The organism is Paraburkholderia sp. RL17-347-BIC-D, from assembly GCF_046027915.1.
GTDB lineage: Bacteria > Pseudomonadota > Gammaproteobacteria > Burkholderiales > Burkholderiaceae > Paraburkholderia.
Map to the genome: position 1 here is coordinate 73,955 of NZ_JARESS010000003.1, position 12,499 is coordinate 86,453.

Genomic DNA, 12,499 nt, shown 5'->3' on the forward strand with positions numbered 1-12,499 from the left:
ACGCGATGGTTGCCGCGTGACTTACGACGCGGCAGTCTCTGCCATCACGTTAGCCGCGCGCAATTGCGCGATGCCTGCGCGCGCGGTGTCGACGAACTGCCTGGAAACGCGGAACGCTTCAGCGACATCGGCTGGATCCGGAATCTGCAGTCCGAGTGCGATGCGGAAATAGCGTTCGGCGTGAATCCCCGCGTGATAATGCATGCGCACGCGCTTCACGTCATTCAGCCGCGGGTTGCCGAATATATCGCGCAGCGCCCACGACAACGCGCCGTCTTCGCCGCCTATACGGCGAAACGCATCGTCCATTGGAAAGCCGCCGAGTGCGAGGTACACGGCGCGGCGAATGGACAGGCCGCTCGGCACCGTATTGCTGAGCGTCGCCGCGTGCGCGGCGAAGTCCGGATGAGCCGTGAGGTCGCGCGGAAAATCCGCGTACTCGACGTCGAGCCGCACGGACACGTCCTTTGGGTTTTGCGCGAGGAATGCACTCGCGGCGGAGAGTGCGCCGGGAAGGTATTCGTCGTCGGCGTCGAGGAAGGCGATCAGGTCGTGCGACGCATGCATCGCGCCCCAGTTGCGCGCTCGCGCCGCGCCGCCGTTGTAAGGCATTCGTAGCAGACCCACGCGCGCGTCGACGCGGCCGATTTGGGCCACGATGTCTGCGGAGGCATCGGCCGAGCCGTCGTCCACCACGATGATCTGTGCGGCTTCAGGCTGAATCCGGCAACTTTGCAAAGCACGCGCGAGTGTCGCCGCGCCGTTATAGCAGGGAATGATGATCGAAACGGGCGTCATGATGAACGGGCGCGATGGGCGGGGCGGCGGTGGAGATCCACAGATGTTATGCCGTTCGCGCGCCGTTCCATCTTGAAATGGGTGCGACCTCTTCTCCTCGGCGCAGAGCCTGACTTCGACCGAACACAACGACCGCGATTGTCGACCGCGACGCCGGCGCGCAACCATCCCGACCGCTCCGCACGACCTTTCTGCAATATAAACATATTGACTTACAATCACTGAGATCATTCCAATTTGGAATTCTGGAGCCTGAGATCGTGGAACTACGTGCGCTGCGGTATTTCGTCGAAGTGGTGCGTCAGCAAAGTTTCACCGTCGCCGCCGAGCAGATGTTCGTCACGCAGCCGACCATCAGCAAGATGGTCAAGTCGCTGGAGGATGAAATCGGCTCCCCGCTTTTGCTGCGCGACGGGCGCCAGATGGTGCTGACCGATGCCGGCCGGATCGTCTACCAGCGCGGTCAGGACGTGCTGGCGGCGCACGCGCAGTTGCAGGCTGAACTGAACGATCTCGACACGCTCGGCCGCGGTCAACTCACCATCGGCATTCCGCCGATGGGCGGCTCGCTCTTCACGCCGGCCATCGCCGCGTTTCGCCAGCGTTATCCGAAAATCGAACTGAAGCTGTTCGAGCAGGGTTCACGCGCCATCGAGACCGCGCTGATCAACGGTGAACTGGACTTAGGCGGCGTGTTGCAACCGGTCGACCCGGAAAATATCGACGTGCTGCCCATGACGCGCCAACTGCTATGGCTGGTCGCGCGCACCGGCTCTAGCTGGGACGATCTGCACGAGGTGCCGCTCGCGCAACTCGCCAACGAGCCGTTCGTGTTTTACGGCGAAAGTCTCGCTCTCAATGATGTCGTGCTGAACGCGTGCCGTACCGCCGGCTTTGCGCCGACCATCGTCGGACGCAGTGGGCATTGGGATTTTATGGCGGCGCTGGTGCTTGCCGGTGTCGGCATCGCGCTGTTGCCGGCGCCGTATTGCCGGCGTCTCGACCCCGCGCAGTTCACTTGCCGGCCGGTGGTGGAACCGGAAATTCCGTGGGAAATGGCAATCGGCTGGCGCCGCAATGGTTATCTGTCGCACGCCGCGCGCGCGTGGCTCGAGGTCGCCCGTGAGGCGTTGCCCGGTCAGGCCGGCGACGATTTCATGCTTGGGCCGGGCATCGGCGTGACCGGCATCACGACGCCGTTTCCGACACCGCCCGCCAAATGACACGACGATGCCGCCCGACGTGAACCGGGCGGCATGTCTCGCATGCTTGGTCCTGGCCGTGCTTACTATTGCGCAACGAACTCGATGCGGCGGTTGGCGAAGCGGCCGCTCGCCGTGTCGTTGCTCGCGACCGGACGCGCTTGACCGTAGCCTTGCGCCATCAGCGATTTAGCCGGCACGCCCGTCTTGACGAGATAGGCGCGCACCGCTTCCGCACGTTGCTTCGACAATTGCAGATTCGCCTGTTCGCCGCCGACGTTGTCCGAGTAGCCCGCCACTTCCAGCCGTGCTGTCTTGCCGTTGCGCGCGCAGGCGTTCAGCACGCGCGCCGACTGGTTCAGATCTTCCACCGCCGAAGCAGGCACATGCGCGCTGGCGCTCGCGAAGTTGATCACCTGCAGGTTCAGCACCTTGACCACGTCTGCTGTGACGCACGGACTATCCGGCGTGAGCAGGCTCTTGATCGCGCCGCGGAAGTTCTCGTTGGCATCGGCGACGGCGTGCGCGAGGTCGAACGAACCGATCTGATACGACGTGCCGAGCAGCGACTTCAGTTCGTCGAGCAAGCCGAGCTTCTTGTCCGCTGCGGTGCCGCTCAGTTCGATCTGCGTGCCAATCACTTTCACTTCCGCGCCGGGCAGCGACAGCAGCGGCAACAGGCCGTCGAAATGGACCAGCCAGTCGGCCGGCTTAGTGGCCGGATCGACCGTGATGTTCGGGACGAAATTGTATTGACCGAGGCGCTTGGTCAACTCATCCATGAATTGGGTCTTTTCGGCTTCGCTGCCGACGGTGGCCGTGAGCGTCGGTTTGCCGGCGACGTCGACGGTGAAACTGAGCTGGCTGTCCTGGGTCGGCGCGGGTGCGGCGGCTGGTTGGTGCGCGTCGCTTGCGCCGCTCGCTGAACTCGCGGGCATCAATGCGCTGGCTGCCGACGCCAGCACCGCCGCATCGCTGGCGGCTAGCACGGCACCTGAAGCCTGAACCGGCGCCGATGCCGCCGGTATGGTGATCGCCGCTTCGGAACCGCCGCGCCCGTCGGCGCGGCCGACGCTCTGCTGGCTTTGGCAGCCGCGCAGAAACAGAAAGGCCAGCACCGCCGCGACGACCGCGAGCAGCCACCACAGCCACGTGTGCGAATGGCGTTCTTCGCGCACCACAGCGTCCACAGGCACGTGGACGTTCGACAACGCGTCGGCCACCGGCTTGGCCGCGGGCGTCGGATGATCGATATGCGACGAAACGGCCTTCAACTGCGCCAGAATGTTGCCGACAAACGCGCCAAGGCCGCTCAGGCCGAGCGTGGCCATCAACCGGTCGTTCAGATAAGGCGCAATGACCGGCAGTTGATGACCGAGCAGCGTGGGCAATTGCCCGGCATTGCCCTGACCTTCAAGACAATGCCGCTTCAGCAAGCCAAGCAGGGTTGCACCGACGATGCCCGTCATGGCATGCGTGGCGTGCGCCGGCACCCCGGTTTGCGAGGCGACCTCATCGCTCAGCGCGTCGACGGGGCGGTCCAGCGCCCGTTCGAGCAATTGCCGCCCGGCCATTTCCAGTTGGCTCACGCCGTTCGTGCTGCCAACCAGATGCGGCAACTGTTCGGCGATATGGCCGTTCACCTCCGGCGAGAGAATCGTAGCGAAAAGCGAACGCGCGCCGTCAAGCGTCGCGCCCTTTTGCATCAGGCCCGCGATGAGCGACGGCGCCGTGGTGGCCAGCACCTTTTGAGTCGCGTCCGGCGGCAGCCCGAAGCGCCCCGCTAGCTGCCGTACGACACCGTCCGTCATGGCGGACTGAATCAATTGAATTGCGTTGATGCTCATCGCTTCGCTTCCTGGAGTTCCCGAACGCGCCACCTGACGCGCTGCTTTTTGCGGCGCGATTATAGGTTTCGGGAAATCTCATAAACGAAACGGCACAATTTATGACGAATTGGCAGACGTTCACCCAATTTGTCTCATATTTAGCAGCATGAAATGAAACGTCGCCGAAAGCTCAGGCGGTATTCGTCGCCACGCCAGCTCTGCCGAGCGACGCCATCTTCAGGTCCGCTTGCGACTCGCGACGCGCCGCCGCGATCAGATCGGCCGCGCGTTCACCGATCATCACCGTCGGCGAATTGGTATTGCCGCCGATCAGTGTGGGCATCACCGAGGCATCGACGATCCGCAGCCCCGTGACGCCTCGCACCCGCAATTGCGGATCCACCACCGAGCGCGCGTCGCCGCCCATCCGGCACGTCGCCACCGGGTGATAGATCGTGTCGGCATGCTCGGCGATCGTGCGGCGCAACTCGGCGTCCGACTGGCCGGGATGCGTGTACAACTCGCTGCCGCCATGCAGCGCGAGCGACGGCGCATCGAGAATGCGCCGCGCCATCCGCGCGCCGTCCATCAGCAAATCGAGATCGCGCGGATCGCTGAAAAAGCGTGGGTCGATCACCGGCGCGGTGCGCGCATCGGCGCTTGCCAGCGTCACCGTACCGCGGCTATGCGGCCGCAATACGCACACGTGCAGCGAATAACCGTGGCCCCAATGCATGTGACGGTTGTGATCGTCGACGATGGCCGCACAGAAATGCAGTTGCACATCCGGCCGGTCGAGCGTCGGATTGCTCTTCAGAAAGCCGCCCGCCTCGGCGACATTGCTCGACAGCATGCCGCGCCCGTGGCGCATGAAAGTGACGAACTGCGGCAGCATCCGCGCGATGCCGCGAATCGAAAACCCGGTCGGTTCGATCGACGAAACCTGTTTGTTGATGGTGAAATCTATGTGGTCGGTCAGGTTCTGGCCCACCTCCGGCGCGTCGTGCAGCACGGCAATGCCGAGCGATTGCAGATGCGCCGCCGGTCCGATGCCCGAACACATCAGCAGTTGCGGCGAATTGAACGCGCCCGCGGCGAGCACCACCTCCGCGCGTGCTTCGAGCGTTTGCGTGCGGCCGCCGCGCACGATCTCCACGCCGCTCGCGCGCTTGCCGTTGAAGGCCACGCGCAGCACCGTCGCGTCGGCAATCGTGTGCAGGTTGGGACGCTCGCGGTCGTAGATATAGGCGCGCGCCACGCTACAACGGCGTCCGTCGCGCTGCGTCACCTGGTAGAAGCCGATCCCTTCCTGATCCTCGCCGTTGAAGTCGCTATTCGGTTTGTATCCGGCTTCCATTGCCGCCTGCACGAAACGGCGCGAAAACGGATTCTGATAACGCAGATCGGAGACGGTGAGCGGGCCGCTGTCGCCATGCCATGCGTCGGCGCCGCGCTGGTTGCCTTCGGCGCGGCGGAAATACGGCAGCACTTCCGCCCATGACCAGCCTTCGCAACCCAGTTTCGCCCATTCGTCGTAATCGAGCGGATGGCCGCGCGTATAGATCATCGCGTTGATCGCGCTCGATCCGCCGAAGCCGCGCCCGCGCGGCTGATACCCCTGCCGTCCGCCGAGCCCCGGCTGGGGCGTGGTCAGATAACCGTAGTTGGTCTTGAGTTTGTGCGGCACCACGGCCGCCACGCCGACCGGCATGTTGACGAACAGATTGCGGTCCGTGTGCGGGCCGGCTTCGATCAGGGCGATCGTCGCGTCCGGGCAGTTATCCGCGAGACGGCTCGCCAGCGCGCAACCGCCCGAACCTGCACCGACGATGATGTAGTCGTATTGCATCCGCTCCTCCTGATGGGCGCGCATTGCTCGCGAACCCTGTCACGTGCACACTTGTCTACGTGCGCTTTACCGGCATTGTAGGGAGCGTTCGGATAGCGCGGCGGGTTCGCGTCAGAGCGATTCCTCTAAACGGAAGCGGCGCCGCGACTCTATGATAAAAGACGCGCTGCGCCCGCCGCGCGGCCGCGCACGGCATTCAAACACGGCGCCGTACGCGCCGTCCTCTCGGCCCGCGGCACGACACGCGGCGATCAAACAGCGCACTGCCGACCGACGCCGGCGAGCATGCGTTGAACGGAGACAGCAGATGGAACGGCACAGCTTCGGCCAGACTCACGAGGTGACCAATCAGGTTCCACCGCTGGCGGACTACAACCTGTTTTCCAGCGACGCCGCGTTGTCGGCCGCCCTCGAACGCGACGGCGCCGGGTGGCATCGCGGCGCGTTGCTGCAGCACGGCGCGGCGCTCACCGCGCCGGACACGCTGGCGCTCGCCGAACTCGCCAACCGCCATTCGCCTGAATTATTCACGCACAGTCCACGTGGCGAGCGCATCGACGCGCTGGAGTTTCATCCTTCGTGGCACACGCTGCTTTCGCTCCTGCGCCGCGAAGGTCTGCACGCGCTGCCGTTTTCCGATCCGCAACGCGGCGCAATGGTTGCACGCTGCGCCGGCTACTTCCTGCATGCGCAAATCGAATCCGGTTCGCTCTGCCCGCTGACGATGACCTTCGCGAGCATCCCCGTGTTGCAACGCGAACCCGCGCTATTCGCCACGTTGCGCGACAAGCTCTACGCGCGCGAGCACGATCCGCGCGACGTGCCGCTCAAGCTGAAAACCTCCGCGATGATCGGCATGGGTATGACCGAAAAACAGGGCGGCTCGGACGTGCGCAGCAATCAGACCCGCGCCTATTCCACCGCCGGCAGCGGCCGCGGCGCCGCCTACCGGCTCGTCGGCCACAAGTGGTTTTTCTCCGCGCCGCAGTGCGACGCGCATCTCGTGCTCGGCCGCACCGACGAACACGAAGGCCTCTCGTGCTTCTACGCGCCGCGCTTCGCGCCGGACGGCCGCAAGAACAACGTGCAGATCCAGCGCCTGAAAGACAAGCTCGGCAACCGCTCGAATGCGAGCAGCGAAGTCGAATTCCTCGACGCGTTCGGCATCATGATCGGCGACGAAGGACGCGGCGTGCCGACCATCATCGAAATGGCGAATTACACGCGGCTCGATTGCGTGATCGGCAGCGCGGCCTTGATGCGGGCGGCGCTCGTGCAGGCCATCCACCACGCGCGCCATCGCAGCGCGTTCGGCCGGCATCTCGCCGATCAGCCGCTGATGCGCAACGTGCTCGCCGACCTGGCTTTGGAATCGGAAGCGGCGACGGTGCTGTTCATGCGGCTCGCGCGCGCTTTCGAAGAGTCCACCGACGCCGCCTCCACCTCGCTTGCCGAGCGCGCGTGGCGCCGCATCGTCACGCCCGCGGCGAAGTACTGGGTCTGCAAACGCGCACTGGAATTCACTGGCGAGGCGATGGAAGTCTGGGGCGGCAACGGCTATGTCGAAACCGGTCCGATGGCGCGCTTCTATCGTGAAGCGCCGGTGAATTCGATCTGGGAAGGCTCCGGCAACGTGATGTGCCTCGATGTACTGCGCGCGATGGAGCGCGAACCGGAAGCGGCTCAGGCGTTGTTCGCCGCATGGCAAGCGGACGCGCAAGCGCATCCGGCATTGAGCGCCGCGCTCGGCAAACTCGCCGCTACGCTCAACGGACCGGCCGAACATCGCGAAGCCTCGGCGCGGCGGATCGCGCAGCAGGTCGTGCTGATCGCGCAGGCGACCTTGCTTCTCAAACATGCGCCTGGCGAAGTCGCAGAAGCATTCATCGCCACGCGTCTTGCCGACGGCTGCGGTGAGAGCGGCCGTGTGTACGGCACGCTGCCGGCCACGTTCGATCACGCGGCGATCATCGAACGGGCTTTTCCCGCCTGACGTTCGGCACGCCGCGAAGCAGCACGAGCACATCCAATAAAAGCGCGGCTCGACGCGCAACGATATCCGTCAGGGAGTGGACACATGAAGAACGATCTACCAGAGGTCGTCGCGCTCGAAGCGCTGCTGCGCGATCAGCGCCACGCTTATCTGCGTACGCCGTATCCGTCGTGGGAGACACGCGCCGCGCATCTGAAAGCGCTGCGCAAAGTCATGCTCGACAATCGCGACGCGCTCGCCGACGCGATGAACCTCGACTTCGGCAATCGCGCGAAACAGGAAGTGCTGCTCGCCGAATTCCTGCTGGTGAAAGAAGAGATCAACGGCGCGCTGAGACACGGCAAGCGCTGGATGAAACCGCAGCGCCGCAGCACCAACAAATGGCTGCTGCCGGCGCGCGCGAAGGTCGTGCCGCAGCCGCTCGGTGTGGTCGGCGTCATCGTGCCGTGGAATTATCCGGTGTTGCTCGCCGTCGGGCCGCTCATCAGCGCGTTGACCGCCGGCAATCGCGCGATCATCAAAATGTCCGAGCTGACGCCACGCACCTCGGCGCTGTTCGAGCAGTTCATCGGACAAACCTTCGCGCGCGATCACGTCGCGGTCGTGAACGGCGACGCCGCGCTCGCCGCCGCGTTCAGCGCGCAGCCCTTCGACCACTTGCTGTTCACCGGCTCGACCAAGGTCGGCCACGAAGTGATGCGCGCCGCCGCCGAGCATCTGACGCCGGTCACGCTCGAACTGGGCGGCAAGTCGCCGGCCATCATCGGCGCGCACGCGCGCTTCGACAACGCGGTGGACAACCTCATCGCCGGCAAGACACTCAACGCGGGACAAACCTGCGTCGCGCCGGATTACGTACTGGTACCGCGCGGCAAGGAGCAGGCGTTCATCGAACGGGCGCGTGCGCGGATGACGAAGATGTACCCGAACTTCGGCAACAATCCGGACTACACCTCGATCATTTCAGAGCGCCACTTTGCACGCCTCGAACGTCTTGCCGACGAAGCCCACGCCGCCGGGGCGCAACTGCACGCGCTCACCGACAGTTCACCCGATGCAACAAGCCGCCGCTTCCCGCTCATCGCCGTCACCCACGCGCCCGACGAATGCGCGCTGATGCAGGAGGAAATCTTCGGGCCGCTGCTGCCGGTCGTGCCCTACGACACGCTCGATGACGCGATCGCCTGGATCAACGCCCGGCCGCGCCCGCTCGCGCTGTATCTTTACGCCGACGACGCCGCCACGATCGACCGCGTGACGCACGAAACCATCGCCGGCGGCATGGCGATCAACGAAACGCTGATGCATCTGGCGTGCGAGAGCCTGCCGTTCGGCGGCGTCGGCGCGAGTGGAATGGGCGCGTATCACGGCTACGAAGGCTTCGTGACTTTCTCGAAGATGAAGCCGGTGCTGACGCAAGCGCGCCTGAACGCCCGCGGCTGGATTTCGCCACCGTACGGCAAACGGGTGAACGCGCTGCTGAAACTGATGATGCGGTTCTAACGTTCAGCGCGCCGCCGGGCCGCCTTCGATTTCGGTGGCCTCCACGTCGATGACGTCTTGCGCGTCGACACTCGCGGCTTGCGGCGGCTCGTTCTCCGCGCCGCTCTCCAGCCGATGCAGCCACGCGAGCATTTCCGCCACCGCCTGATAGAGCTGGGGCGGAATCCGCGCGTCGAGATCCACCTGCATCAGCAGGGAAACCATTTCGGGCGCCTCGTGCACGTATAGGCCGGCTTCCTTGGCCCGTTGCACGATCATCTCGGCCAACATGCCGTAGCCTTTGGCGATCACGCGCGGCGCGGGATCGCCGCCTTGGGCGTCGTAGACGAGCGCGGCCGCGCTGCGGCGATGTTTGCGACTCATCTCACATGTCCCAATCAAAATCGTCGAGCGGCGCGGGTTCCGTGCGGCTGGTTCGCGCCGTGCGGCGCACGCCCGTGGTTCGGTTCGTTGCCGAACCGGCCGCACCGCCCGCCTCTGCCGAACTGCCCGCCGAAGCCGACCGCGCATACGCCGACGCTGCCGCCTGAGCGGCCGCCGCACCCGCTGCATTCGCGGCGCTGGCGGGTGCGCCGCCGCCGATCTCGCGAATCGTCAACCCATTCAATTGGATGCCCGCCGCCGCGAGCCGCTGACGGAAACTTTCGCCCTGCATCGCAAGGCGCGCGGCGCCGTTGGGACTCGCCTGCACGCGCGCGACGAGCCGCGTGCCGGTCAGTGTCAGTTCCGCGTCGACGGTGCCGAGCGTCGGCAGCGACAGCGTCAGGCGGGTGCGCCACGGCTGGTCGTCTTCGCTCGCCGTACCGCCGCCGCTGCGGTCCCATTCATCGCCGTCCTGTTCGATGGTCCAGTCGAGTTTGGCGCCCGGCCACGCTTCGCCGGTCCAGCGAAACTGCCCGGTCGCGAGCAGATCGAGCTGCTGACGCACCAACGGCACGGTCGCGGGATGAACCGCGGCGGCCATCGACTGCGAATTCTGCGAGGCGCCGCCGTCGACGGTTTGTGCCGCCGCGCTATGCAGGCTCGCACGCGTGGGTTGGCCGTTCAGGTCGGACAGGGAACTGGCCAGCACCTCGCCGGCCACGAAACGCGCGGCTTGCGCGTTAGGAATCGAGGGCGCCCCGCGCGCGGCGGCGCCGGCGTCCGGCGCGCCGCTGTTCGATGAACCATTCGGCGCCGCGCCCGTGCCTTGGCGGCCGGACGGATTGGCGGGGGCCGCCTCGCCGCCGTCGTTCGCCCAGTCGAGCGGCAGTTGGGCGGCAGCGGCCACGAGTTTGTTTTGCGCTTCGCCCGCGAGCGAAGCGGGCGAACGCTGGCCCGCCAGCCATTGCGCGAGATGCGCTTCGTAGAAGAGACCACTGTCGCCGACGGTCTGTTCGAGCGCGGCCGCGAGCGCCGCGACCGGCACTTGGGCCGCCGCCACATTGGCGGTGGCCGCGGTTCCAGCGGCATTGGGATTGGTGGCGGGAGCAGCGGAACCCGTCGCAGCCGCGGACGTATCGAACAACGGCAACGCACCGACTTCGACGTCGAGCGCCGGCGCGGCCGGCCAGATTGGCGTCTGGCCGATCACGGCGGGCGTCGCCTCGCCGCCCGAGCGCACGATCGCATTGAGCGTCAGCGCGACAGCGGACAGCGCGGTCTGGGCGGAAGGCTGCGGCGCGGGCGTCTCAATGAGCGCCGGCATGGTCGGCGCGGTTTCGACGCCCGCCGTGCCGGCCTGCGAAGCGGCCGCACTGCCTGGCGCGATGTTGAGCAGACTGTCGATCCGGCTCGCGAGCACCGAAGCGACAGCCGTGTCGATTCCGTTCATGCCGATTCCTTGGTCACATTGGCGGCGTCGCGCTCAAATAAAGTCAGTCGGCCGGATGGATAGAGGCGCCGCCGGCGCGCGCGGCAAATCTCAGCGCGCCCCGTACAGCTCCTTGAGCACGCGTGTCGGCCGTCCGGCGAACAGCGCGGACAGATTGGCCATGCGCGGATTCGCCAGATCGCGGATCGCAGCGTCGTCGGCGAGAATCTGGCGGATCAGCGCGTATTTGCGCAGACGCTCCGATTCGTCGAGCTTCACCCCTGTTTCGGCGTCTTTCAACCCGTCCACCAGATGGCGGTATTCGTCTTGCAAGTGGACCAGATCGTTCCACAGTGCGCGCCGGGCAGCCATCAGCATGCGGCAGGAAATCGCTGCAATCGCCTCATAACGGGCGAAGTATTCTGCGTTCGATGTCATCTCATGCTTTCCGCGGCGGGCTGGGCTGCCATCCGCGCGATCTCCGGGGCAATCCCGATCCATGCCTCTTCGAGTGTGGCCAGAAGACCATCCACCTCGACCAGCATCGCCTCGCTTTGTTTTATGTTGGCTTCGAGCAACCGGCGCGACATATAGCTATATAGCGCGTTCAACCGCTCCGCAATCTCACCGCCCACCTCGAGGTTGAGCGACTGCTGCAGCCCGCTTTCGACGATCTGAATCGCCTTGCCGATCGCATCTCCGCGCGCCGGCACATTGCCCTGCTGCAGGTGCATGCGCGCTTGCGCGATCGCCTGCCGGGCGCCCTGATACAACATCACGATCAGACGATGCGGACTCGCGCCCATCACCCCTGTCTCGACGCCGACGCGTGCGTACGCATTGGCTCCAGAGTGTCCTGGGGAAAACATCGGCGCTCCTCCTCTCTTGCACTGCGGTTGGTCATGGCACCCCATCCGGGCACGTTGCCGCGCCCCGATCTCTGCCTGTACCTGGTTATCGGATAGGCAGCGGGAAAGCTTTAGGCCAGTGTAAGGAGGATTAAGGGGCCAGATGGCGCGGCCCTCGTGGGCCACACGGCGCGCACGCGTTCGGGCGGGCGGAACAGCCTTACCACCCGAGCCGCGTTCACACCGACATCTGCATGATGTCGTTATAGGCGGACACCAGCTTGTTGCGCACCTGCAGGCCGAACTGGAAGCCCACGTTGGCCTTTTGCATATCGACCATCACGTCGTTCAGCGACACGTTCGACGAGCCGAGTTCGAACGCCTGCGATTCGCCGACCGCCTTGGTCTGATCGCCGCTGATCTTGTCCAGCGAAGCTTTCAGCGCCGAGGCAAAACCGGTGGGCGTAGCCGCGCCGGACGTGTCGGCCGCGGCATTACTGCCGCCGGCCGCTTGCGCCGCCATCGACTGAATCTGTTGCAGCGCCGACGAAAGCGCGTTCACGGGGAAAGTCATGTTTTCTCCAGGAAAGGACGACCGGCATGCCAAACCGTACCGATCTGGACGAAAGCATAGCAGCGGGCCATACGGGAAAGCCCCGAAACTAGGGGGGAAACCCGGCTCTAT

At 65.3% G+C, this 12,499-nt stretch carries 11 protein-coding genes; 3 read left to right on the forward strand and 8 right to left on the reverse strand.

What is annotated here, in order from left to right; all coding sequences use genetic code 11:
- Positions 1–21: 21 nt before the first annotated feature.
- Complete coding sequence (locus P0D96_RS05840; RefSeq protein WP_408312419.1) at positions 22–798, reverse strand: glycosyltransferase family 2 protein; 777 nt, start codon at positions 796–798, stop codon at positions 22–24.
- A gap of 260 nt (positions 799–1,058) precedes the next feature.
- On the opposite strand from P0D96_RS05840, the gene P0D96_RS05845 reads away from it, so the two are divergent.
- A complete protein-coding gene (locus tag P0D96_RS05845) occupies positions 1,059–2,021 on the forward strand; it encodes a LysR family transcriptional regulator (protein ID WP_408312422.1) in 963 nt (320 codons plus the stop codon).
- A 65-nt stretch (positions 2,022–2,086) separates the two neighbouring features.
- Here the strand turns inward: P0D96_RS05845 and P0D96_RS05850 are convergent, their stop codons facing one another.
- Together P0D96_RS05850 and P0D96_RS05855 are read right to left on the reverse strand one after the other, a co-directional pair.
- Positions 2,087–3,847 (reverse strand): OmpA family protein, encoded by a 1,761-nt coding sequence (locus P0D96_RS05850; protein ID WP_408312425.1) that lies wholly within the window; start codon positions 3,845–3,847, stop codon positions 2,087–2,089.
- 172 nt (positions 3,848–4,019) lie between these two features.
- Positions 4,020–5,678, reverse strand: a complete 1,659-nt coding sequence (locus tag P0D96_RS05855) for a GMC family oxidoreductase (RefSeq protein ID WP_408176446.1) — start codon at positions 5,676–5,678, stop codon at positions 4,020–4,022.
- Positions 5,679–5,985: 307 nt separating this feature from the next.
- Between P0D96_RS05855 and P0D96_RS05860 the strand changes: the two genes are divergently transcribed.
- Both P0D96_RS05860 and P0D96_RS05865 read left to right on the forward strand, forming a co-directional pair.
- Positions 5,986–7,671: an isovaleryl-CoA dehydrogenase gene (locus tag P0D96_RS05860; RefSeq protein WP_408176445.1), complete on the forward strand. Its 1,686-nt coding sequence runs from the start codon at positions 5,986–5,988 to the stop codon at positions 7,669–7,671.
- An 84-nt stretch (positions 7,672–7,755) separates the two neighbouring features.
- On the forward strand, positions 7,756–9,174 hold the full coding sequence (locus P0D96_RS05865) for a coniferyl aldehyde dehydrogenase (RefSeq protein ID WP_408312429.1): 1,419 nt from the start codon (positions 7,756–7,758) through the stop codon (positions 9,172–9,174).
- A gap of 3 nt (positions 9,175–9,177) precedes the next feature.
- Here P0D96_RS05865 and P0D96_RS05870 read toward each other — a convergent pair whose 3' ends face one another.
- The 5 genes from P0D96_RS05870 to fliE all read right to left on the reverse strand — a co-directional run bounded on the left by P0D96_RS05870 (position 9,178) and on the right by fliE (position 12,388).
- Positions 9,178–9,537 carry an EscU/YscU/HrcU family type III secretion system export apparatus switch protein gene (locus P0D96_RS05870; protein ID WP_132376623.1) on the reverse strand — a complete coding sequence of 120 codons (360 nt, stop codon included), beginning with the start codon at positions 9,535–9,537 and terminating at the stop codon, positions 9,178–9,180.
- A gap of 1 nt (position 9,538) precedes the next feature.
- The gene (gene fliK / locus P0D96_RS05875; RefSeq protein WP_408312432.1) at positions 9,539–10,987 is read right to left on the reverse strand and encodes a flagellar hook-length control protein FliK; all 1,449 of its coding nucleotides are present in this window, start codon (positions 10,985–10,987) and stop codon (positions 9,539–9,541) included.
- Between the two features lie 90 nt (positions 10,988–11,077).
- A complete protein-coding gene (locus tag P0D96_RS05880; RefSeq protein WP_132376621.1) occupies positions 11,078–11,404 on the reverse strand; it encodes a flagellar protein FliT in 327 nt (108 codons plus the stop codon).
- Complete coding sequence (fliS, locus tag P0D96_RS05885) at positions 11,401–11,835, reverse strand: flagellar export chaperone FliS (RefSeq protein WP_408312435.1); 435 nt, start codon at positions 11,833–11,835, stop codon at positions 11,401–11,403. Before fliS ends, P0D96_RS05880 begins: the two co-directional genes overlap by 4 nt.
- A 217-nt stretch (positions 11,836–12,052) precedes the next feature.
- The gene (fliE, locus tag P0D96_RS05890) at positions 12,053–12,388 is read right to left on the reverse strand and encodes a flagellar hook-basal body complex protein FliE (RefSeq protein WP_132376619.1); all 336 of its coding nucleotides are present in this window, start codon (positions 12,386–12,388) and stop codon (positions 12,053–12,055) included.
- Positions 12,389–12,499: the final 111 nt, after the last annotated feature.